Genomic DNA, 21,299 nt, shown 5'->3' on the forward strand with positions numbered 1-21,299 from the left:
CACCGGCCCGGCAGGCGCGACGAAAGGACACCAGGTGGACGCGGATGTGATCATCGTCGGAGGCGGCCTGTCAGGACTGGTCGCGGCACACGAACTGACCAGCCGCGGCCGCACCGTGGCACTTGTCGACCAGGAAAGCCCGGCGAACCTCGGCGGTCAGGCCTACTGGTCGTTCGGCGGCCTGTTCCTCGTCGACTCACCCGAACAGCGCCGCCTCGGCGTCAAGGACTCCGCCGACCTCGCCTGGAACGACTGGCAGGGCAGCGCCCAGTTCGACCGCCTCGACGACGAGGACACCTGGGCCGCCCGCTGGGCCCGAGCCTACGTGGACTTCGCCGCGGGGGAGAAGCGGTCCTGGCTACACCAGCACGGCATCACCTTCACCCCGATGGTCGGCTGGGCCGAACGCGGCGACCTGCGCGCCGACGGCCACGGCAACTCCGTGCCCCGCTTCCACATCGCGTGGGGCACCGGCACCGGCGTCGTCGCACCGTTCGTGCGCAGCGCCCAGCGGGCCGCCGAAGCCCGCCTGCTCACCTTCCACCACCGCCACCAGGTCGACGACCTCGTCGTCCGGAACGGCACCGTGACCGGAGTCCGCGGCACCGTCCTCGCCGACGACCCCGCACCCCGAGGCGTCGCCTCCACCCGCGAACCCGTCGGATCCTTCGAACTGACCGCCCAAGCCGTCATCATCGCCAGCGGCGGCATCGGCGCCAACCACGACCTGGTGCGCCGCCACTGGCCCGACCGCCTCGGCACCGCACCCCGGCACATGATCACCGGAGTCCCCGCCTACGTGGACGGGCGCATGCTCGACATCAGCGCCGCCGCCGGTGCCCGCCTGGTCAACCGCGACCGGATGTGGCACTACACCGAAGGCATCCAGAACTGGAATCCCGTCTGGCCCGACCACGCCATCCGCATCCTGCCCGGACCCTCCTCGCTGTGGTTCGACGCGCTCGGCCGCCGCCTGCCCCAGCCCTGCCTACCCGGCTACGACACCCTCGGCACCCTCCGCCACCTGCGCACCACCGCCGACCTCGCCGAACACGACCACTCCTGGTTCGTGCTCACCCAGAAAATCATCGAGAAGGAGTTCGCCCTCTCCGGCTCCGAGCAGAACCCCGACCTCACCAGCGGCAACCGCAGAGCCGTCCTGCGCGAACGCGTCCTGTCCCGGGGAGCCACCGGCCCCGTGGAGGCATTCAAGAACCGCGGCGCCGACTTCGTCGTCGCCGGCACCCTCGACGAACTCGTCACGAAGATGAACGCCCTCACCGAGGAACCCCTGCTCGACCCCGCCCTGCTCCGCCGCCAGATCGAGGCCCGCGACCTCCAGCTCGCCAACCCCTACAGCAAGGACACCCAGGTCCAGGGCATCCGCAACTCACGCCGCTTCCTCGGCGACAAACTCAGCCGCACCGCCACACCCCACCGCATCCTCGACCCCGACGCGGGACCCCTCATCGGCGTCAAACTGCACGTCCTGACCCGCAAAACGCTCGGCGGCATCCAGACCGACCTCGACTCCCGCGCACTCGGCACCGACGGCGAACCGCTGAGCGGCCTCTACGCCGCGGGGGAGGCCGCCGGGTTCGGCGGCGGCGGCGTCCACGGCTACAACGCACTCGAAGGGACCTTCCTCGGCGGCTGCCTGTTCTCCGGCCGCCAAGCCGGCCGTCACGCCGCCCGCGCCGTGGCCTGACACGGTTGAGGGCCACCTCCCCGAACCAGGGAAGTGGCCCTCAACCGTGTCACTGTGTCACTGGGGGAAGCCGCTACACCGTGCGACCCCGCCGGCTCTTCAACTCGGCGAGCCGCTCGTTCAGCAACTCCTCCAACTCCGGAATCGACCGGCGCTCCAGGAGCATGTCCCAGTGCGTCCGAGGCGGCTTCGCCTCCTTGGGCGCGGGCGCCCCACCGTCGATGATCTCCGACTCACTGCCGTGCAACCGGCACTCCCACACGGACGGAACTTCCGCGTCGTCGGAGAACGGCACCTCGAAGTCGTGGTTCTTCGGGCACCTGAAGCGCACGGTGCGTCGGGGGGCTAGGTCGTGATTGCGGTCAGTCTCGTAACTGACCGCACCCAACCGGCTTCCACGGAGAACACGGTCGGCCATGATGGGTCCTTTCGGTCGGCTCCCGCAGGAGAGCCAGGGCGGTGCTCACCCTGTGCAACGACACAGCCGTCGGTTGAATTCCCAACAACCCTGCCACCACGCAGGACGAACCACGTCACCCGCGTCAAAAACTCTTTCCCACAGGGGAGACGCTGCACGCCACACTGTGACGCGACAACGGCATCCCCGTCCTCGAAATCCCCCGCCAGGGTGAGAGCACGCCGCCGATCACGCCAGCTGCAACTGCCCGGGACCGGACGCATCCGGCCCCACCTCTCCCAAGCGGAAGTGCCGACGACAAAGTACCTGGTAACGGACCGTAGCCAGCTCCCTCGACGAGCGTGTCGTGGCGGAGTTCACCTCACCGGCTGACCCCGCAGCACCCCCCGCCGCCGTGTCCGCCACGTACACCGTGTCACCGGTCCGCAACACCACACCCTCCGCCACCCGCGCATTGAACCGGCCCGGCCGACCACACCAGCACAACACCTCCACCTGCACCGGCTGCAACTCGTCCGCCAACTCGAACAACCGCCGCGCCCCCGGAAACAACGCACTGCGGAAATCCGTCGCGATCCCGAAGCAGTACACGTCCACGCACGCCTCGTCCGCCAGCTCCGTCAACTGCTCCACCTGCTCCGCGGACAGAAACTGCGCCTCGTCCACGATCAGATAGTCGACATGCCTGCCGTGCTCCCACGCCCGCCGCACCAGCGCCCGCACATCCGTGGCCGACTCCACCTCCACAGCCTGCCGCGTGATCCCGATCCGGCTACTGATCTGCGCCGACCCCGACCGATCATGCCGCACCAGCAGCAACCCCTGCCTGCCCTGCCGGGCCAGATTGTGATCGATCTGCAGAGCCAGCGTCGACTTCCCGCAGTCCATCGGCCCATAACAGAACTTCACCGTGCCCGTCACCGGCACCTCCCGCCTGCGCACGGCAGCGGGCACGGGGGAGAGGGCGTCGGTCGGATCGGTGTCCTCGTCATGCAGCGCAGTCACGACGATGCACCCTATCCGCCACACCCGGCCCGCCCACTACAGCACCGACGGCTCCGGATTACCCGCCGCCGCGATCGCCCGCCGCACCGGCACCAACGCCACCAACACGAAACCCACCACGAAAAACACCAGCAACGCCAGAATCGCGTACCGGAACGACCCCGTCGCCTGACCCACCGCCGCGAACACCAGCGGCCCCAGCCACGACGTTCCCCGCTCACCGATCTCATACAGCGAGTAGTACTGCGCCTCCTTACCCGCCGGAATCATCTGACTGAACAACGACCGCGACAACGCGTTCGTCCCACCCAGCACCAGACCGATCCCCGCTGCCACCGCATAGAACTGGAACTGCTGACCCACCTCGATGAAGTACGCCGACGACACCACCACCATCCACACCACCAAACTGCCCAGAATCGTCTTCTTCGCACCCCAGCGACGCGCCACCAGCCCGTGCAACACCCCACCCACGTACGCCACGAACTGAATCACCAGAATCGTCGCGATCAGCACCTCGTTGCCGAACTTCAACTCCTCCGAGCCGTACTGCGCCGACACCGACACCACCGTCGAAATCCCGTCGGTGAACACCAGATACGCACCCAGAAACGCCAACGTCAGCGGAAACGCCCTCGCCTGCCGCAGCGTCTCCCGCAACTCCACGAAACCCGCCTTCACCACCGAGGCACCGTGCTCGCGACCGTGCGGTGGCTGCCGCTCCTGCAACCGCCGCAACGGAATCAACGTGAACAGCGCCCACCACAGCCCCGAACTCAGATAGCAGATCCGCACCGCCATCGACTCCGACACCCCCAGCGCATCCCGGCTCAGATAGAACGCGAGCTGCACCGCCAGCGCCACACCACCACCCAGATACCCGAACGCCCAGCCCCGCGACGACACCTCGTCCCGCTCGTCCGGCGTCGCGATATCCGGCAGGAACGAGTAGTACGTCACGATCGACGCGCCGTAACCGATGTTGCCCAGCATGTACAGCGCGACCCCGAGCTCCCAACGGTCCTCCGACACGAAGAACAGCAACGCCGACGCGGCGGCACCCAGGAAAGCGAACGACGCCAGAATCCGCTTCTTGTACTGACTGCGATCCGCGATCGCCCCCGTGATCGGCAGGATCACCACCTGGATCACCGTCGCCGCCGCCAGCAGGTAACCCCACAGCGACCCGGCCGGGAACGTCAGCCCCAGCAAACTGATGTCACAGTTCACCAGATTGTTCGACACACCACGCTCGTCCACGCACGGTGTCGGACCGTTGCGCGCCACGTTCTCCCGCGCGTCCTGCGCCGCCACCGAACTCATGTACAGCGCACCGAACACCGTGATCACCGACGTGTAGAACGTCGAGTTCGCCCAGTCGTAGAAGTACCAGCCCCACTGCTCGCGTTTCCGCTGCCGGGGATCGGTCGCGGGCGTCGGTCCGCTGCCAACGGTGCTCATCCGGGCTCCTCGCTCGGTGATCGTTCCAAGTGAGCGGAGACTACTCGCACCACGCTCCGGCCACGGGCACGACCAGCGACCCGCAACAGCGCCGTCATCCACCCCTCACTCGCACGCCACCAGCGCGCCACACGCCACACCACCGCCACGACGTCACCCAACCGCATGGCGTGTCGCGCTTGACGTCCCCCGAACGACGCAACGAGCCCTCACACAGCGCTGTGCGGCACGGCCACCTGTGCTTACCGTCCCGCTATGACCACACATCCCGCACACCCCGCCACCCACCGTTCCCACCGCCGACAACCCTGGCGGCTGCTGCTCGCCACCACCGCCGCACTCGCCGCCCACACCCTCACCGCCGCCACCGCGACAGCGGACCCCACCACCGAGGACTGGGCCGCACTACGCCACTGCGAATCCACCAACCGCTACCAGGTCAACACCGGCAACGGCTACTACGGCGCCTACCAGTTCGACCTGCCCACCTGGCGCAGCGTCGGCGGCACCGGACGCCCCGACCAGGCCACCCGCGCCGAACAGGACTACCGCGCCCTCTACCTCTACCGCATGCGCGGCTGGCAGCCCTGGAGCTGCGCCCGCAGCCTCGGACTGCGCGCCGACAGCGACGCGGCCAGCGGCGTCACCCCCACCCGCGCCGCGGCCGCCTACATCAGCGGCAAACCCCACCAGCCCGGCCAGGCCGACCAGGCAGGCCCCGCCTGGCCCGGAACCGTCTACCGCTACGGCGACTGCGCCCGGCCCCTGCGCACCTTCCAGCTGCGCATGAACGACTTCGGCTACGACTTCCAGGGCACCGGCTGCTACTACCACAAGACCCGCGAAGCCGTGCTCGACATGCAACGCGCCAACGGCATCCGCGACTCGGGCCTGCTCGGCCCCAGGACCTGGCGCGCGGCCTGGAACGGCACACCGCCCCGCTGAACGCGGGGGAGGGGAGTGGCGGTCCTACCTCACCCCGAGGGCCAGTTCCCACGCTCGATCAACAGGGCCCGCAACAGGTCCGGCCGATCGGTCACGATGCCGTGGACACCCAGATCCAGCAGCGACCGCATCCGCTCCGGATCGTTGATCGTCCACGTGTGTACCTCGATACCGGCCCGATGGGCCGCCGCCAGGAACGCCTTGTCGACGACCGTCATCCGGCCGCGCCGCAGCGGTACCTGCGCCATCCGGCCCCGGCTGAACGACCCCAGCCGGAGCAACGGAACCCAGCCATCGGCGCGCAGTAACGCGGCCGACCGTGGCCCGAGGGACGTGAGCAGGCGAGGGCCGCCCAGCCGCCGCAGCCGCGCCAGCCTCGACTCGGAGAACGCTGCCGCTGCCACCCGGTCGAAGGCGTCCATCCGCCGTACGATCCGCACGAACGGCTCCACCGCGTCGTCGGATTTCACGTCGACGTTGAAGAACGCGTCGGGTAGCTCCTCGAGTACGTCCTCCAACCGCGAGACCGGCGCCTTCCCGCCGATGCGCGCGCGGCGTACCGCGCTCCAAGGCTGCGCCACGATCGGGCCCGTGCCGTCGGTGGTGCGATCAAGCGTCGGATCGTGGTGGAGCACCACCGCACCGTCCGATGTCGCGTGGATGTCGGTCTCCACGTACCGGTAGCCCTCGGCCACGGCGCGCCGGAACGCGGGCAGCGAGTTCTCCATGCCTTCGAGATCACCGACGTGCCAGCCGCGATGGGCGAAGGCGCGCGGTGGCGGGTCCGCCAGGTACGGGTGAGCGACTCTCATGTGGTCAGTCTGCCCGCCCGGCGTGGCCCCGGCATGGGTACGTGATGAACGGCTACTGTCGCGCTCGATGGACGAGGACCACACGAGCGGTACGCCCGAACGCGCGCACGGAAAATCGTCACGTGACGAAAACGGGGCACAGCAGGTGCGCGCCGGGAGGGCCGTGCACTGCGGCTGGTGCGGACGCCGCGTCGACCAGGCAGGTTCCGTGGGGCGACGGCGCCGGTACTGCGGGCAGGCGTGCAGGCAACGCGCCTACGAACGCCGGGCGGCCGTCGAGCGCAGTGGGCTGCCGGGCGACGCGGTCGTGCTGTCCACGGGAGAGATCGCGGCACTGCAGGACCGGCTGTTCCAGCTGCGCTGCGCGGCCGAGGACGTCGCCACGGCGGCTCGCGAGGGCGCCGGCGCACGGGAGCTGCGCGTGATGGCCGACGAGCTCGCGCACGCGGTGCGGGAGCTGGAACGCCTGCGCTGAGCGCCGTGACCAGCCTTTCCATAAACGCCGATAAGGCACATTATGTAAAGTAACTCGGCTGACGCCGGCCCCCGCCGCATGGGGACGCCCGAGTCCGCCCCGCTCCCGGCGCGCCCCTCCGGCTCCAGTGGTCCACTGCCCGCTCGCCCGCACCCGGGTTCTGTGTGCAGTGAAGGCCACCTTCACCGCACGAGACGCAGCGAGGGTGGCCTTCGCGGCGTCAGACACAGTCAAGGTGGCCCCACCGCACAGCGACGGCGAGGCGGAGGTTGTACCCCTTCCCCGGTGGTGGCGGCACGGAATGTGAATTCATGTCGTGTATTGTGCATTCCACGACGTTGCCCCGGTATGATCATGCTGTGGCGAAAGCGGCAGAACCGAGCGACATCACGGTACGCGACGCGACCCTGGAGTACCTGGAGATCCTGGAACGGCGGGTGTTGCGCTCCCAGCTCAGCGCCGCCACCCTCACCGCCTACCGCCGCGACCTCGACGAGTTCGTCACTCTCCTGGGTGGTGACACTCCCCTGGACTCCGTGGAAGCCGACGACCTCGAGGTCGCCCTGACGCGGCTGGCGAAGGCACCGGACCGGCGCTACCGCGTCGGGTTGAAGATCGCCGAGGACGGCTCCACTCCCCCCGGCCGGGGGCCGTACTCGCTGTCCCGCTGGTTCGCCGCCGTGCGCGGGCTCTTCCGGTGGGCGGCCGACAAGACCTACGTGCAGGTGGACCCCACGGTGAAGGTCACGGCCCCGCGCGCGCCGACCCGGGCCGCCGGTGCCAGGATCGGGCTCCGGCTGGACGAGGCCCTGGCCCTGCGGGCCGCACCGGCGGCCCGGTCGTCCGGGCAACGCCGGGCCAATCAGCAGTTGAGCTTGCGTGACGAGGCGATCCTGCGGCTGTTCGTCGAGTCGGGCCCACGCGTGTCGGAGCTGTGCGGCGCCAACCGCAGTGACCTCCGGTTGCACGAGGAGACCGGGACACCGGTGCTGCATGTTCGGGGCAAGGGACGCAAAGATCGCGACCTACCGCTGTCGAAGCCGACGGCCGAGCTGATCGAGCGCTATCTCGCCGAGGAGCGGCCCGCTCCCCCCGCGCCGCAGCGGGTGGGTGACGGCGTGGAGCGCCGCCGGATCGCCGACGCGGCCGGGGCGTTGTTCGTGTCGGTGCGAGGCTGGCGGCTGGCGGCCAGGGACGTACAGCGCATGGTGCAGCGCTACACGGCGGAGTTCCTCGGGCGTCGCGCGACGCCGCATTCGCTGCGGCACACGGCGTTGACGATTCTGGCTCGGGCGGGTGTGGACATCGCCACGGTCGCCCAGATCGCCGGGCACGCCAGCCTGGCCACCACCTCGGTGTACATGGACGACTCGATGAGCGCGGCCGTGGAGGCGGTGGCCACCTCTCCCCTGTCCGAGCAGTGACCCGGGTTCCGCCACGGCTCGGGAACGGCGGCCCGCAGACGCCGGGCCCCATGGCCAGCACACAACCGGTTCCTCCGGTCACGACATGATCAGCGGGTGTTGGCGGGGCGGGATGTCACGACGTGGCCAGCGGCCAGATCTCGACCACGCCTTGAGCCACCGCACACGGGGTTTCGGAGATCAGTCGCGTGGCCTCCTCGATGTCAGCTGCCTCGATCATGGTGAATCCGGCAACCGGCAGCTCGGAGTGCATGAACGGGCCCTGGTCCGTTCTGGTCCCCGCACCGTTGTGGTTGCGCACCTGCACAGGCTGACCAGTTGTGCCCATCACTGCACCAGCTTCTCGCAGGCGCGCGTCGTGGTCGTGAGCCGCGTTCCGGATGGTGGCGTCTGTCTGCTCGTAACCGGCCCGGTCGCCGTATCCGATCGCGATGAACTTCGCCATTTCTGACCTCCTGCTCAAGATGTGCCGAGTCGTGAACGCTGTGACCGTAGCGTGATGGTGCGACGCTTTCGGTCGGCGCGAGGGAGCCGGAGCTCGAACCACGACCGAGCGCCTCGGTGAGCTACTGTGCCGGGGTGGGCACAGGTGTGGCCGAGGGCTGGTGGTCGGCGGCGCGGGAGCGATGGCGATGAGCCGCGCCCGGCCGGAGCTGGACGGGGACCTGGTGGCCCGGCTCCGCGCGGCGGGGTGTGTGTTCGCCGAAGATGAGGCCCGGTTGCTGGGGCAGGCGACGTCGGATTCGGCGCTGCGCGCCGTGCTGGTGGCGCGGCGGCTGGCCGGGGAGCCGCTGGAGCACGTGCTGGGTTGGGTCGCGTTCGGCGGGCGACGGTTGGTGGTGGAGCCCGGGGTGTTCGTGCCCCGGCGCCGCACCGAGTTTCTGGCCGATCAGGCGCGTGCGCTGGTGCGGGACGGCGCGGTCGTGGTGGACCTGTGCTGCGGGAGCGGGGCGGTCGCAGCGGCGGCCGCGGATGCGGCGCGGGTGCGGCTGTACGCGGCGGACATCGATCCGGTCGCGGTGGCCTGCGCGCGGCGCAACCTCGCGGGCACGGGTGCGGTGGTGGCCGAGGGCGACCTCGACGCGCCGCTGCCGCGGTCGTTGCGGAGGCGGGTGGATGTGCTGGTGGCGAACGTGCCGTACGTGCCTTCCGGTGCCGTGGCGTCGATGCCGCCGGAGGCGCGCGAGCACGAGCCGCGCGGGACGCTCGACGGCGGTGAGGACGGGCTCGACATGGTGCGCAGGTTGGTGGGTGCCGCGCCGCGGTGGCTGGCGTCGGGTGGGTCGGTCCTGTTCGAGACCGGTGCCGATCAGGCTGCGAGCGCGGCCGAGGCGGTGCGGTGTGCGGGGCTGGTGCCTCAGGTGCGGCACTGCGACGAGCGGGAGGCGACCGTGGTGGTCGGGACGACGACCGACTGATCCCCGTAGCCCGCTCTCGAACCCGGTCAGGAACGGAAGGATTGATCGGGTTCAATGGCTCGGTGTCGTAGTGCGGCTCGCACGGAGGGGTGATGCCGTGGGTGGCTGGGGCGGGTGGCCGTTTGGTGGTCGTGTGGCTGGGAATGTCCGCCTCGACCACGACGGCACAAGGTTTCGGGGCGGCAGGCATGGTCATCTACTCCTATCGGTGCGCGGGCTGTGGTGAGTTCGACGTGCGGCTGCCGATGGGGCGGGCTGGGCAGGAGCTGCCGTGCCCGGTTTGCGGGGCGGCCGCGGCGCGGCGGTTCGGCACGCGCGGGGTGCTGCGGGGTTCCGCGGCGTTGACGCGGGCGGTCGAGGCTGCCGAAGGCACTGCGGAGCGGCCCGGTGTCGTGTCGGGGCCCTCGCCAAGGTCGCGGGGGCCCCGGGTGAGCCGGGACCCGCGGCACGCGCGGCTGCCCCGGCCCTGATCCGGGCGTGTGGTGCCCGTTTGCGTGTCGTCCGTTCCAGCACAGCAGGAGGTCGGTATGCCCGAGGTCAAGTTCAGTGTCGATCAGTCGCGTCGGTTCGCGGAGCAGGAGGTGCGCGGGCACAACCGGTGGCATCCGGACGTGCCGGCGGCGGTGACGGTGCGTCCGGGTGAGGAGTTCCGGGTGGAGTGCCGGGAGTGGTTCGACGGCACGATCCACAACGATGACTCGGCCGACGATGTGCGGGACGCGGATCTGTCGATCGTGCATCAGTTGTCCGGTCCGATCGCGGTGGAGGGGGCGGAGCCGGGTGATCTGTTGCTGGTGGACATTCTCGACCTGGGGCCGGTGCCGCAGGAGCACGGTCCGGTGGCGGGTCAGGGCTGGGGTTACACGGGGATCTTCGCGCGGGACAACGGTGGCGGGTTCCTGACGGACCACTTCCCCGACGCCTACAAGGCGGTGTGGGATTTCCACGGTCAGACGGCGACGTCGCGGCACCTGCCGGGGGTGTCGTTCGTGGGGATCGCGCATCCCGGATTGATGGGGACGGCGCCGTCGGCGGAGTTGTTGTCGCGGTGGAACGGGCGGGAGGGTGATCTGATCGCGACGAACCCGTCGGCGGTGCCGCCGCTGGCGTTGCCGCCGGAGCCGCACAACGCGTTGCTGGGGTCGTTGTCGGGTGCGGAGTTCGATCGGGTGGCGGCGGAGGGGTCGCGGACGGCTCCGCCGAGGGAGAACGGCGGGAACCAGGACATCAAGAACCTGTCGCGGGGGTCGCGGGTGTTCTATCCGGTGTTCGTGCCGGGCGCGAAGTTGTCGCTGGGTGATCTGCACTTCAGCCAGGGTGATGGTGAGATCACGTTCTGCGGGGCGATCGAGATGGGCGGCTACATCGATCTGCACGTGGATGTGATCAAGGGTGGGATGGAGACGTACGGCGTTGAGGCGCCGGTGTTCGTGCCGGGTCGGGTGGAGCCGCAGTACTCGGAGTATCTGACGTTCGCGGGTTTGTCGGTGACGGAGGCCGGTGAGCAGCGGTATCTGGATGCGACGTTGGCGTATCGGCGGGCGTGTCTGCACGCGATCGACTACCTGTCGACGTTCGGGTACACGCGGGAGCAGGCGTATCTGATCCTGGGGGCGGCTCCGGTGGAGGGCCGGTTGTCGGGTGTGGTGGACATTCCGAACGCGTGCGCGACGCTGTACGTCCCGACTGCGATCTTCGATTTCGATCCGCGTCCGTCGGCGGAGGGGCCGGAGCGGGTGGACCGGGGTCAGTGTGCGGTGAGTGGCGGCTGACCCGGTCAGGCCGGGGTGTGGGTGATCCAGACGTTTGCCTCGACGTAGACCCCGATGTTGTGTGCTGTGGAGGTGAGGACGGGCGCGAGCGCGCCTTCCACGGCGACGGGGCCGTCTGAGTCGAAAGGCAGCCCGGTCCAGTGGCGCCATTGAGCGAGGGGTGCCTGAACGGTCATCGAGCAGGAGGCGATGGTCTCGATCCGGCCTCCCGCGCGGACGTGGGTGCGCAGCCAGCGGTCGGCGGGGAGTCCGTCGGCTCTCGTCTGTCCCGCGTACTCGTGCATGGGTTGCATGGGCTTCGTTGCTTTGTCGGGTGGCCGCACCGGGATCACCAGCGTTTCCAGACCTGCCGCCCCGACTGCCTCGCGCATGGCGTTGAGCACCACGGTGGAGTCGCCGTGGCCGTGCCGTTCGGGGTGGACGGCGATCTCCAGGGCGCAGGCGGTGTCGGGTGCGATGTCGTCGAGGGCGTCCTCCGCGGCCCAGGTTGCTGTCTGGTCCCAGCCGAGGTCGGGCAGGGCCGCTCTGTCGTCTCTGTCGGAGCGGTACGCGACCATGACCCCGCGCGCGATGGGGCGGTCGCCGTCGAGTAGCGCCACGACAAGGTGGGGCCAACGTCGGGCCACTCGTGGGCCTCGGGCCAGCGAGCCGGCCAGGTTGCCTTCCATGAACCGGGGCGAGCCTGGCGGGTAGGGAATCGCGAAGGTCGCGACGGCCAGATCGGGTCGCTGCGCCAGTGTCACGATCGTCATCGTCGTATTCCACCACTGCGCGCGGGGCGTCGCGGTCAGGGCAGCATGCTCAGGTAGTGGGGGCTGTGGATGAGGCCGAGGATGTTGCCGAAGGGGTCGGTGACGGAAGCGGTGATCCAGCCCTCGCTGCGCGTGGTGGGGGGTTCGTGTTCGGTGGCTCCCTTGGCGAGCAGGGTGTCGTAGGTGTGCTGCACGTCGTCGACGTGCCAGTAGGTGACGGCGCCTGCCGGGTGCGGCGGTGCGGGGTGGGGTGCGTAGGCGCGGTTGAGGATGCCGAGTTCGTGCTGGAGGTCGCCGAGCCGGTACTCGATGTAGGCGGCGGGGCCGTCGTCGGGTTTGGCGAAATAGGGCTTGGTGCCGAGCACGTCAGTGTACCACTCGCGTGCGGTGTCGAGGTCGTCGGCCTGGAAGACGACGGTGGACAGTCCTCGCAGCATGAGAGTCTCCTTAATTCCGCTGGTCTTTGACGTGCTCATGGTGCGGGGCTGAAGTGCTCATCCTGTGAGCACTTTTCGGTCGATAATGGCGAAATGCGTGCGGATCGGTTGGTGGCTGCCGTGCTGGTGTTGCAGGCACGGGGCCGGGTGACGGCGGCGGAGCTGGCTGCGGAGCTGGAGGTCTCGGTGGCGACGGCGCGCCGAGATCTGGAGGCGTTGTCGTCGGCGGGCGTTCCGGTCTATGCGCAGGCTGGCCGTGGTGGGGGTTGGTCGCTGGTCGGTGGGGCGCGGACGGATCTGACCGGGTTGACGGAGGGTGAGGCACGGGAGGTGGTGTGGTCGGTGGCGCGGGCGACGTCGACGGGGGCGGTGTCGCCGGAGCTGCGGGCCGCGTTGCGGAAGTTGGTGCGGGCGTTGCCGGAGCCGATGCGGGAACGGGCGTGGGCGGCGACGAGTTCTGTGGTGGTCGATCCGGCGGGGTGGGGGCGTTCGGAGGGCGGTCGGCCGGAGGTGCTGGAGTTGGCGCGGCGTGCGGTGGTGTCGCGGCGGGTGCTGCGGCTGACCTACGGCGGGCAGCGGGAGCCGCGGGTGGTGCATCCGTGGGGGCTGGTGGAGAAGGGGGACTTCTGGTATCTGGTGGCCGGCACGGACGCGGGGCGGCGGACGTTTCGGCTGGATCGGGTCCGGGAGATGGAGGTGACGGGCGAGGCGGCCGAGCGGCCGGAGGATCTGGACCTGTCGCGGGTGTGGGATGAGATCGTCACGGAGGTGGAGGGACGGCGTTCGGGGGCCGAGGCGACGGTGGTGGTGGAGCCGAGGTTCGCGTGGGTGTTGCGCAGGCAGTTCGGCAGGCACTGCACGGTGGTCGACGAGGCCGAGGCGCGGGTGCGGGTGGCGGCGCACACGCCGAGATCGGTGGCCGAGCAGCTCGCGGGGTGGGGCGCGATGGTGGCGGTGGTGGAGCCGGAGTCGGTGCGCGTGGAGCTGGCGCGCATCGGCGGTGAGCTGGTGGCGCGATACGGCGGCTGACCGCTACTCCCCTCCCCCGGCGACGGCGTGCGCGGGTTTCGCTCACACCTGGGAGAGCAGGTGCCGCATCTGCTCGGGCCCGTAGGCGGTGGTCCACTGCACCCGTAGCGTTCCCCGTGTCTCGGTCTCCAGGGCGAACGCCGCCAGTCTCTCCTCGTCCGGCGCCTCGATGACGCAGACGATGTCGTAGGGCCCTCCCGGCGTCCAGAAGATCTCGGCGATCTTGACGTCGAGGCGTTCGGCGAGTGTCGTGGTGGCCTCGTACCGCTGCACCGTGTCGCGGTACGTGCGCGCACCCTCGTCGGTCCACTTCAACAAGGCGATGGCCGTGCTCATGACGTGTCCTTCCCTCGCGGGCTGCCCGTCCAGCGTCGGAAGGTGTGGCGGCGCCCGGGAGGGCCGAAAGGCCCCTGACACCCTTCACGCGGGCCGGGAGATCACCTCGTACAGGCTCGGCCAGCCGTGCGCGCCGTGGCCCGCCTCGATGGCGCGCCGGTAGTACGACAGGACCGCGCGCGGCAGGGTCGTGTCCACGCCCGCGTCCTCGCTGGCGCCGACGATGTGTTCGGCCGTGGCGCCCATCATCGTGGCCGTGGCGGCATCGCCGGGATACTCACCCCGTTCGATCTCCTCGGGCACTCCGTCGAGGAAATACGACGTCATGTCGAACATCTCGCGTGCGTACGGCGCGAACACCGGCGCGGGCACACCCGCCGCGCGCAGCATCGCCGTCGCGTGCAGGTAGGCCGCCAGCGACGTGAGGAAGATGTCGAGCTGCGCCTGGTAGTACAGCTGCGCCAGGGCGTGGTCCGCACCGCGGTAGTCGGCCCTGCCGAGCACCGACAGCGTCGTCTCGTGGGTGCGGAAGTCGTCGCGTGACCCGCTGTAGAAGACGTAGGACTGCTCGGTGCCGACCAGTTCGGCGGGAACCATGATGCCCCCGACGAGCAGGCGGGCGCCCAGGGTGGCCAGCCACTGGGCCGCCTCGGTGCTGCGGTGCGGAGTGTCGGAGCTGAGGTTGACGACCAGGCGGCCGGCGAGGGCATCTGGCGCGGCGCCGAGGATGTCGTACATGGCCTGGTAGTCGGTGAGGCTCAGCACCGCGACGTGGGTGGCGGCGAGGGCCTCGGCGACGGTGTCCGCGCGGGTGGCTCCCTCGGCCACGACGGCGTCTGCGCGGGAAGCGGTGCGGTTCCAGACGGTGACGGGGTGGCCCGCCGCCAGCAGCGCGCGGGTCATGGCCTGCCCCATCGGGCCGAGGCCGATCACGGTGACGGGTTCGGGGGTGGTGCTCATGCGTGCTCTCCCGGGGAGGTTGTGGTGGTGAGGTAGTCGATGACGCCGGTGGCGTCCTCGTGGCCGTGGCCCTCGGTGACGCGGCGGCGCAGCAGGCCGCCGAAGGGCTCCAGCAGCAGCGGGTCCACGCCGCGGGCGCGGGCGAGGTCACAGAGGCCGTCGTAGGCGGCGGCCTGCATGGTCACGTTGGAGGTCACGTCGCGGGCGTAGTCGGCGGCGTCGATCTGTTCCGCCGTCGGCACGGCCAGGCCGCCGGCCCCGCCCAGCCACCGCGCCAGCACCGGGGCGAACTCGCGGGCGCTGACCCCGCCGGTGCGCACGAGCGCGAAGGCGTGCAGGATGCCGCCGTACATGCCGTACATCGCGCTGAGCAGCGCCATGTCCTGCAGCGCGGCCATGCCCGGATCGGTACCGAGGTACCGGACGTCGCCGAGGGCGGCCAGGGCGGTCCGAGCGGTGTCCAGTGCCCGTCGTGAGCCGCTGTAGAGCACGAACGCCTCGTGCGTGCCGATCTGGGGTGGTACGGCCATGATCCCGCCGTCGAGGAAGTCGATGCCGTGCCCGGCCGTCCACGCGGCGAGTTCGGCGGATTCCTCGGGCGTGGTGTTGGTGACGTTGACCAGAACCCGCCCCGCGAGCGCGCCGGTGTGGGCGTCGAGGACGTCGTGGACGGAGGTGTGGTCGAGCAGGCAGGTGAGCACGATCTCGCCTGCGCGCACGGCTTCGGCGGCGTCGGCGGCGCGCGCCGCTCCCCCGGCGACCACGGGGTCGGCCTTGGTCTGCGTGCGGTTCCACACCGTGACCGGGTGTCCCGCGCCGAGCAGGGCGGTGGCCAGCGCGGTGCCCATGGTGCCGAGGCCGAGCACGCTGACCGGTGGGTGAGGGTGTTGTTCGCTCATGGCTGCCACGGTGCCCGTGGCTGCGCACGAACGGCGCACGAAAGGCGCACGGGCCGGGAGTGTCGGGGCTCGCGGCTACGGTGGCGGAGTGCGATTCGGGGTGCTGGGCCCGTTGGCCGTGCGGACCGAGGCGGGCGAACCGGTGCTGGTGCGGGAGCCCAAGGTGCGGGCGCTGCTGGCGGTGTTGGTGCTGCACGCGGGCGGCCCGGTGCCGCTGGGGCGGCTCGTCGACACGCTGTGGGACGGTGCCGCGCCTGCCGATCCGGCGAACACCGTGCAGACCAAGATCTCCCAGCTGCGGCGTGTGCTCGACCGGGCCGAGCCCGGTGCTCGCGCGCTCGTGGCGCGTGGTGGCGGTGGTTACACGCTCGACGTGGACCCCGACGCCGTCGACGTCCGCCGGTTCGACCGCCTGACCACGCGCGCCGCCGCCACCACCGACCCGGCGCGGCGTGCGTGCCTGTTGGGTGAGGCGCTCGCGCTGTGGCGTGGTGAACCGTTCACCGAGTTCGATCTGCCCGCGCTCGCCGCCGAGGCCGCGCGGCTGGGACGGCGGGAGCTCGCCGTGCGGGAGGACCTGGCGCAGGCGCGGCTGGACGCGGGTGCCGACGGCGACGCCGTGGCGGAGGAACTGGCCGAGCTCGTGGCCCGGCACCCGCTGCGGGAACGGCTGCGTGGCCTGCACATGCTCGCGCTCTATCGCGCGGGCCGCCACGCCGAGGCGCTGGCCTCGTTCGCGCGGCTGCGTTCCCTGCTCGTGGCGGAGCTCGGCGCCGAGCCCGGTCCTGCGGTGGCGCGGCTGCACCAGGCGATCCTGCGGCAGGACGCCGCACTGTCCGCCGAGCCGGACGGTGGTGAGCCGGCGGCCGGGGTTCCCGCGAACCTGCCGATCCCGCCGACCGAACTCGTGGGCCGCGACGCCGCCGTCGCCGAGGTGCGGGCGGAGTTGCGCCGATCCCGGCTCGTCACGCTCACCGGTACCGGCGGGGTCGGCAAGACCCGGCTGGCCGTTGAGGTCGGAGACCGGATGCGGGGCGAGTTCCGCGAGGGGGTGTGGCTGGTGGAGCTGGCCGGGCTTCGCCGGGGCGCCGACGGCTCGGCGGTGTCCGCCGAGCGGGTCGCGGAGACCATCGCCGGTGTGCTGGGACTGCGGGAGAACCTCACCCCGGCTTCGCCCGCCGTGCTCGGCCAGCTGGGTGCCGCGCTGCGCGGGCGCCGCACGCTGCTGGTGCTCGACAACGCCGAGGCGATCACCGACGCGGTGGCCACCGTCACCGGGCACCTGCTGCGCGGCGTTTCCGGACTGCGGGTGCTGGCCACCAGCCGCGAACCGCTCGGGGTGTCCGGCGAACGGTTGTGGGCCGTGCCCGCGCTCGGCATCCCCGACGCCCCGCGCTCGCCCGGTGTGCGGCGTGAGCCGCTGACGGTGGAGCGGGCACTGACCTTCGGGGCGGTGCGGTTGTTCGTCGCCCGAGCCCGGGAGGTCGCCCCCGGCTTCACGCTCACCTCCGAAAACGTGGGCGCGATCAGCGAGTTGTGCCGCAGACTCGACGGACTCCCGCTGGCGCTGGAACTGGCGGCCACCCGGCTGCGTGGCCTCGGCCCGAAGGCACTGCTGTCCAGGATGGACGACCGGTTCCGCTTGCTCACCCGGGGTTTCCGCGACGCGCCGCCACGGCAGCAGACCCTGCGCGCGGTCCTGGACTGGAGCTGGTGGCTGCTCAGCGCTCCTGAGCGGGCGGTGCTGCGGCGGCTGGCCGCACACCCCGGCGGGGCCGGACTCGCCGAGGCCGAGGCGGTGTGCGCCGGTGGTGGGGTGGCCGCCGAGGACGTCGCCGACCTGCTGGCGAGGCTGGTGGACCGTTCGCTGGTGGTGCCCGAGCCCCGGGGCGGGGGCCTGCGTTACCGGCTGCTGGAGTCGGTCGCCGCCTACGGTCTCGATCAGCTGCACCGTGCCGGTGAAGTCGACAGCATCCGCGGCCGGCACGCGGAGGTGTACGCGGGGCTCGCGGTGGCCGCCGAGGACGGGCTGCGTGGCGGCGACCAGTGCTGCCACCTCGACGAACTCGACCGCGAGGCCGCCAACCTCGACGCGGCACTGAGCAGTCTGGTCGGCTCACGTGCGATCCCCGCCGCGACCAGGCTGGTGATCACGCTGACCTGGTACTGGTTCCTGCGCGGCAGGCTGACCACCGCCCGCCGGGCGTTACGGGCGGTGGTCAGCGCCGCGGGTGACGACGACGAATCCCGGCCTGCCGCCGCCTGGCTGGCGGGCCTGGATGTGCTGACCGGGCGGCGCTCGGCGCGCACGGCGGTGGCCGCGCTGGACGAGGCCCGGCTCATCGCCGATCCCGCGATGCGCGCGCGTGCGCTGTGGTGGCTGGGACACAGTCTCGGCACGGTCGGTGACCAGCGCGGTGCGGGTGCGGCGATCAACGCGGCACTGGCGCAGTCGCGCGAGCTCGGAGACCGCTGGGGCGTCGCCGCCGCGCTCGGGGATCTCGCCAGTCAGGACATGGCCACCGGGGATCTGCGCGGTGCCCGGGCCGCCGCGGCCGAGAGCGCGGCGCTGTTCGCCGATCTCGGGGACCGCTGGGGCGGGCTTCAGGCCACGTTCGCGGTCGGGGCGCTGGCCACCGTCGACGGTGACTACGACACCGCCGAGCGTAGGTATCGCGCCGCGCTGGGCATGGCCACCGAACTCGGGCTGTGGCCGGAGGTGTCGTACCAGACGTCCTGGCTGGGTAGGGTCGCGTTGCTGCGCGGCGAGCTGGTTCGGGCCCGTGAGCTGCACGACGAGGCGCTGCGGGTGGCCGTGGAGCAGGGTTTTCCGCCCGGGGAGATGTACGCCCGCACCGGGCTGGCGCTCGGGCTACGCCGCGAGGGCCGCCTCGACGAGGCCCAACGGCACCTGCGGACACTGCTCGACTGGCACGTCGAGCACGACGCGCCGTCGGGTGAGGCACTGGTGCTGGCGGAACTCGGGTTCGTCGCCGAACTTCGCGGCGACGCGGCCACGGCACTGCGCACCCAGCACGAGGGGCTGGCCGCCGCCCGTCGCAGCGGTGATCCCCGCGCCGTCGCCCTCGCCGTGGAGGGGCTGGCCGGGGCCGAGTCGCTCGACGGGAACAGCCGCAGGGCGCGTCGACTGCTCGCGGTCGCCGCCCGCCTGCGCGAGCGGGTGGGCGCGCCGCTCCCGGCCGGTGAGCGTGGCGACGTGGACCGGATCGCCACGCGGGTCGGGCAACGCGATGACGGCCCTCGTCAGTCGCGCGCCGGGCTGGTCGGCTGATCGGCGTACATGCGCAGCCGCACGTCGCGAGCACCCTCCATGTGGTGTTCGGCCAGGTGGCGGGCGCCCTCCGCGTCCCGCTGCTCGATCAGTTCCACGAGCCGCGCGTGTTCGGCGAGTACCACCTCCCAGCGGTCGTCGAAGGTCAGCGTGCTGGTGGGGTAGCGGATGAGGTGGGTGTTGAGGCGGATCAGCAGGTCCACCACGGTCGCGTTGTGGCTGGCGCGCCACAGCGCTTCGTGGAACAGCCGGTTGGCTTCGGCTCTGGCGTCCCCGTCGCCGGTGCCGAGCTGCAGCATGGCCTCGTGCGCCGCCCGCAGCCGGGACAGGTCGAGGTCGGTGCGGCGGACCGCCGCGGCCTTCGCCGCCGCCCCCTCCAGGGTCGTGCGCACCTCGTAGATGTCGAGGATCTCCTCGGGGGAGCTCTCGCGCACCACGTAACCACGGCCGTGGCGTGCGACGAGCTGCTCGGCATGCAGGCGGTACAGCGCTTCACGCACCGGTGTGCGGCTGGTGCCGTACCGGTTGGCCAGCACGATCTCGACCAGTTGCTCACCGTCGGAGAACCGGCGGGAGACAATGTCGCGGCGGATCTGTTCGTACACCGACGTCGTCACGGTGGCCACCCCCTACGTATACGAATGTATGCATTAGCATACCGCATTCGGTCACGCCAGTGCGCCCGCGCGGCGGCCGAACACCATGCCCGCCGCCAGCCCCGTGCCGCCCGGGTAGTTCTCGCTGAACAGGCCGCCGAGCATTTCCCCGCACACGAACAGTCCCGGGATGGTCGTGCCCTGCTCGTCGAGAACCCTGCCGTGGGTGTCCGAGCGAAGACCGCCGAAGGTGAACGTGATGCCGCAGCGGACGGGATAGCCGTAGAAGGGTGGGGTGTCGATAGCCGCTGCCCAGTTCGACTTCGGGGGTGTCGTGGCGGCCTTCCTGCCGTCCTTGACCGTGGGCTGGAACCGGCGCGAGGTGTCGATCGAATCGTTGAACGTCTTCACCGTCGCCACCACCCCGTCGACGTCCACCCCGAGCCTGGCCGCCAGCTCCTCCACGGTGTCGGCCCGCTCCACCGAGATGCCCGGCATCTCGTACTCCTCGGGCCGCAGCAACGGCCGCAGCGACGCGTCGAAGATCTGGAACGCGATACCGCCCGGCTGTTCGAGAATCCGCTTGCCGTACTTGGCATAGGTGTAGTTGCGGAAGTCCGCGCCCTCGTCGAGGAAACGCCGCCCGTCGGCGTTGACGATGATTCCGAGCGGGTAGGACTGGCGGGTCAGCCGGTTGGTCAGCTCCCGGTTGCTCTCGTTGCCGGGAAAGCGTCCGTCCCACTGCACGCTGTGTGCCGAGGCCCAGTCGCCGCCACGCGCCGCGCCGATGCGCAGCGCCTCGACCAGCAACTCGCCGGTGTTGTTCGGAGTGCCGCGCACGATGGCGTGTTCCCACTGCTCGCCGAGGTACTGCCGCCGCAGTCCCGCGTTGGCCTCGAACCCACCCGCGGCGAGCACGACGGAATCCGCGCGCATCGTGAACGGCGCTCCGCCACGGGTGCCTCGGACTCCCACGACACGCCCCCGCTCGACGAGCAGTTCGGTGACGACCGTCGCGTAGTGCAGGTCCACTCCGAGCCGCCGGGCGATCCGGGTGTGGTCGTGGATCAGTCCCACTCCCCCGTCCTCGTTACCGACGTGCAGTCCACCCCAGAAGTGCCACGTCCCGTCCTCGCGTTCGTACGCCTGCCGCTCGTACATCAGGCGGTAGCGCACACCAAGCTGGTTGAGCCAGCGCACCGTCGACGCCGACTCGGTGACGAGAACCTCGGTCAGGCCCGGATCGTTGCGGCCGTCGGTGACGCGCCGGAGGTCGGCCGCGTACTCCTCGGCCGTGTAGGGCGGCACGTGTGTGGCCTCGTGCCGCTCGTCGGGCGCCACGAGGTCGGCCAGATCGTCCAGCCCGCCGTGACTGATCCGGGTCGCCCCGGCGGTGTAGTAGCTGTTGCCCCCCGCATCGCTTTCGCTCCCCTTCTCCAGGATCGCCACCCGCCTGCCCCGCAGCGCGGCGGCGTGTGCGGCGCAGAATCCCGCGTTGCCCCCTCCGACCACGATCACGTCGGTGGAGTGCGTCTCGGTCGTCGTCTCGGTCGTCACCGT

Annotated in this window: 21 protein-coding genes; 9 read left to right on the forward strand and 12 right to left on the reverse strand. The window is 70.9% G+C overall.

Going from position 1 to position 21,299, the window contains the following annotated elements; genetic code table 11:
• Nucleotides 1–34: 34 nt before the first annotated feature.
• Entirely contained in the window at nucleotides 35–1,708 is a 1,674-nt protein-coding gene (locus FFT09_RS01305; RefSeq protein ID WP_138381554.1) for an FAD-binding dehydrogenase, read from the forward strand.
• Between the two features lie 73 nt (nucleotides 1,709–1,781).
• Here the strand turns inward: FFT09_RS01305 and FFT09_RS01310 are convergent, their stop codons facing one another.
• The 3 genes from FFT09_RS01310 to FFT09_RS01320 all read right to left on the reverse strand — a co-directional run bounded on the left by FFT09_RS01310 (nucleotide 1,782) and on the right by FFT09_RS01320 (nucleotide 4,592).
• Complete coding sequence (locus FFT09_RS01310; protein ID WP_024873882.1) at nucleotides 1,782–2,126, reverse strand: RNA polymerase-binding protein RbpA; 345 nt, start codon at nucleotides 2,124–2,126, stop codon at nucleotides 1,782–1,784.
• 228 nt (nucleotides 2,127–2,354) lie between these two features.
• On the reverse strand, nucleotides 2,355–3,131 hold the full coding sequence (locus FFT09_RS01315) for a thymidine kinase (RefSeq protein WP_138381555.1): 777 nt from the start codon (nucleotides 3,129–3,131) through the stop codon (nucleotides 2,355–2,357).
• 36 nt (nucleotides 3,132–3,167) lie between these two features.
• Entirely contained in the window at nucleotides 3,168–4,592 is a 1,425-nt protein-coding gene (locus FFT09_RS01320) for an MFS transporter (RefSeq protein ID WP_081190175.1), read from the reverse strand.
• Between the two features lie 255 nt (nucleotides 4,593–4,847).
• Here FFT09_RS01320 and FFT09_RS01325 point away from each other — a divergent pair, with 255 nt between their 5' ends.
• Entirely contained in the window at nucleotides 4,848–5,537 is a 690-nt protein-coding gene (locus tag FFT09_RS01325) for a transglycosylase family protein (RefSeq protein ID WP_138381556.1), read from the forward strand.
• Between the two features lie 29 nt (nucleotides 5,538–5,566).
• On the opposite strand, the gene FFT09_RS01330 is transcribed toward FFT09_RS01325, so the two are convergent.
• Complete coding sequence (locus tag FFT09_RS01330; RefSeq protein WP_138381557.1) at nucleotides 5,567–6,349, reverse strand: glycerophosphodiester phosphodiesterase family protein; 783 nt, start codon at nucleotides 6,347–6,349, stop codon at nucleotides 5,567–5,569.
• A gap of 67 nt (nucleotides 6,350–6,416) precedes the next feature.
• Here FFT09_RS01330 and FFT09_RS01335 point away from each other — a divergent pair, with 67 nt between their 5' ends.
• The gene (locus FFT09_RS01335; protein WP_024873888.1) at nucleotides 6,417–6,824 is read left to right on the forward strand and encodes a hypothetical protein; all 408 of its coding nucleotides are present in this window, start codon (nucleotides 6,417–6,419) and stop codon (nucleotides 6,822–6,824) included.
• Nucleotides 6,825–7,183: 359 nt separating this feature from the next.
• The gene (locus FFT09_RS01340) at nucleotides 7,184–8,248 is read left to right on the forward strand and encodes a tyrosine-type recombinase/integrase (RefSeq protein WP_244231137.1); all 1,065 of its coding nucleotides are present in this window, start codon (nucleotides 7,184–7,186) and stop codon (nucleotides 8,246–8,248) included.
• Nucleotides 8,249–8,363: 115 nt separating this feature from the next.
• On the opposite strand, the gene FFT09_RS01345 is transcribed toward FFT09_RS01340, so the two are convergent.
• Nucleotides 8,364–8,693, reverse strand: coding sequence for a YciI family protein (locus FFT09_RS01345; RefSeq protein WP_081190172.1), 330 nt, complete (start codon nucleotides 8,691–8,693; stop codon nucleotides 8,364–8,366).
• A gap of 187 nt (nucleotides 8,694–8,880) precedes the next feature.
• Between FFT09_RS01345 and FFT09_RS01350 the strand changes: the two genes are divergently transcribed.
• The 3 genes from FFT09_RS01350 to fmdA all read left to right on the forward strand — a co-directional run bounded on the left by FFT09_RS01350 (nucleotide 8,881) and on the right by fmdA (nucleotide 11,438).
• Complete coding sequence (locus FFT09_RS01350; RefSeq protein ID WP_208544323.1) at nucleotides 8,881–9,666, forward strand: putative protein N(5)-glutamine methyltransferase; 786 nt, start codon at nucleotides 8,881–8,883, stop codon at nucleotides 9,664–9,666.
• Nucleotides 9,667–9,758: 92 nt separating this feature from the next.
• The gene (locus tag FFT09_RS01355; protein ID WP_244231139.1) at nucleotides 9,759–10,136 is read left to right on the forward strand and encodes an FmdB family zinc ribbon protein; all 378 of its coding nucleotides are present in this window, start codon (nucleotides 9,759–9,761) and stop codon (nucleotides 10,134–10,136) included.
• Nucleotides 10,137–10,193: 57 nt separating this feature from the next.
• The gene (gene fmdA, locus FFT09_RS01360; RefSeq protein ID WP_081190171.1) at nucleotides 10,194–11,438 is read left to right on the forward strand and encodes a formamidase; all 1,245 of its coding nucleotides are present in this window, start codon (nucleotides 10,194–10,196) and stop codon (nucleotides 11,436–11,438) included.
• A gap of 5 nt (nucleotides 11,439–11,443) precedes the next feature.
• On the opposite strand, the gene FFT09_RS01365 is transcribed toward fmdA, so the two are convergent.
• Together FFT09_RS01365 and FFT09_RS01370 are read right to left on the reverse strand one after the other, a co-directional pair.
• Nucleotides 11,444–12,190, reverse strand: a complete 747-nt coding sequence (locus tag FFT09_RS01365; RefSeq protein WP_138381560.1) for a hypothetical protein — start codon at nucleotides 12,188–12,190, stop codon at nucleotides 11,444–11,446.
• A gap of 35 nt (nucleotides 12,191–12,225) precedes the next feature.
• Complete coding sequence (locus FFT09_RS01370) at nucleotides 12,226–12,627, reverse strand: VOC family protein (RefSeq protein WP_138381561.1); 402 nt, start codon at nucleotides 12,625–12,627, stop codon at nucleotides 12,226–12,228.
• A gap of 93 nt (nucleotides 12,628–12,720) precedes the next feature.
• Here FFT09_RS01370 and FFT09_RS01375 point away from each other — a divergent pair, with 93 nt between their 5' ends.
• Nucleotides 12,721–13,656 (forward strand): helix-turn-helix transcriptional regulator, encoded by a 936-nt coding sequence (locus FFT09_RS01375; protein WP_138381562.1) that lies wholly within the window; start codon nucleotides 12,721–12,723, stop codon nucleotides 13,654–13,656.
• 42 nt (nucleotides 13,657–13,698) lie between these two features.
• Here the strand turns inward: FFT09_RS01375 and FFT09_RS01380 are convergent, their stop codons facing one another.
• The 3 genes from FFT09_RS01380 to FFT09_RS01390 form a co-directional block, all read right to left on the reverse strand.
• Nucleotides 13,699–13,992, reverse strand: a complete 294-nt coding sequence (locus FFT09_RS01380; protein ID WP_081190168.1) for a GYD domain-containing protein — start codon at nucleotides 13,990–13,992, stop codon at nucleotides 13,699–13,701.
• 84 nt (nucleotides 13,993–14,076) lie between these two features.
• Nucleotides 14,077–14,952, reverse strand: a complete 876-nt coding sequence (locus FFT09_RS01385; RefSeq protein WP_138381563.1) for an NAD(P)-dependent oxidoreductase — start codon at nucleotides 14,950–14,952, stop codon at nucleotides 14,077–14,079.
• Complete coding sequence (locus FFT09_RS01390) at nucleotides 14,949–15,851, reverse strand: NAD(P)-dependent oxidoreductase (RefSeq protein ID WP_138381564.1); 903 nt, start codon at nucleotides 15,849–15,851, stop codon at nucleotides 14,949–14,951. The genes FFT09_RS01385 and FFT09_RS01390 overlap by 4 nt, the downstream gene beginning before the upstream one ends.
• Nucleotides 15,852–15,939: 88 nt before the next feature.
• Between FFT09_RS01390 and FFT09_RS01395 the strand changes: the two genes are divergently transcribed.
• A complete protein-coding gene (locus FFT09_RS01395; protein ID WP_167305313.1) occupies nucleotides 15,940–19,143 on the forward strand; it encodes an AfsR/SARP family transcriptional regulator in 3,204 nt (1,067 codons plus the stop codon).
• On the opposite strand, the gene FFT09_RS01400 is transcribed toward FFT09_RS01395, so the two are convergent.
• A complete protein-coding gene (locus tag FFT09_RS01400; protein ID WP_197022394.1) occupies nucleotides 19,116–19,760 on the reverse strand; it encodes a GntR family transcriptional regulator in 645 nt (214 codons plus the stop codon). The genes FFT09_RS01395 and FFT09_RS01400 overlap by 28 nt on opposite strands.
• 51 nt (nucleotides 19,761–19,811) lie before the next feature.
• On the reverse strand, nucleotides 19,812–21,296 hold the full coding sequence (gene tcuA, locus FFT09_RS01405) for an FAD-dependent tricarballylate dehydrogenase TcuA (protein WP_138381566.1): 1,485 nt from the start codon (nucleotides 21,294–21,296) through the stop codon (nucleotides 19,812–19,814).
• Between the last annotated feature and the right edge of the window lie 3 nt (nucleotides 21,297–21,299).

It is taken from the genome of Saccharomonospora piscinae (assembly GCF_005862235.1).
Taxonomy (GTDB): domain Bacteria; phylum Actinomycetota; class Actinomycetes; order Mycobacteriales; family Pseudonocardiaceae; genus Saccharomonospora; species Saccharomonospora piscinae.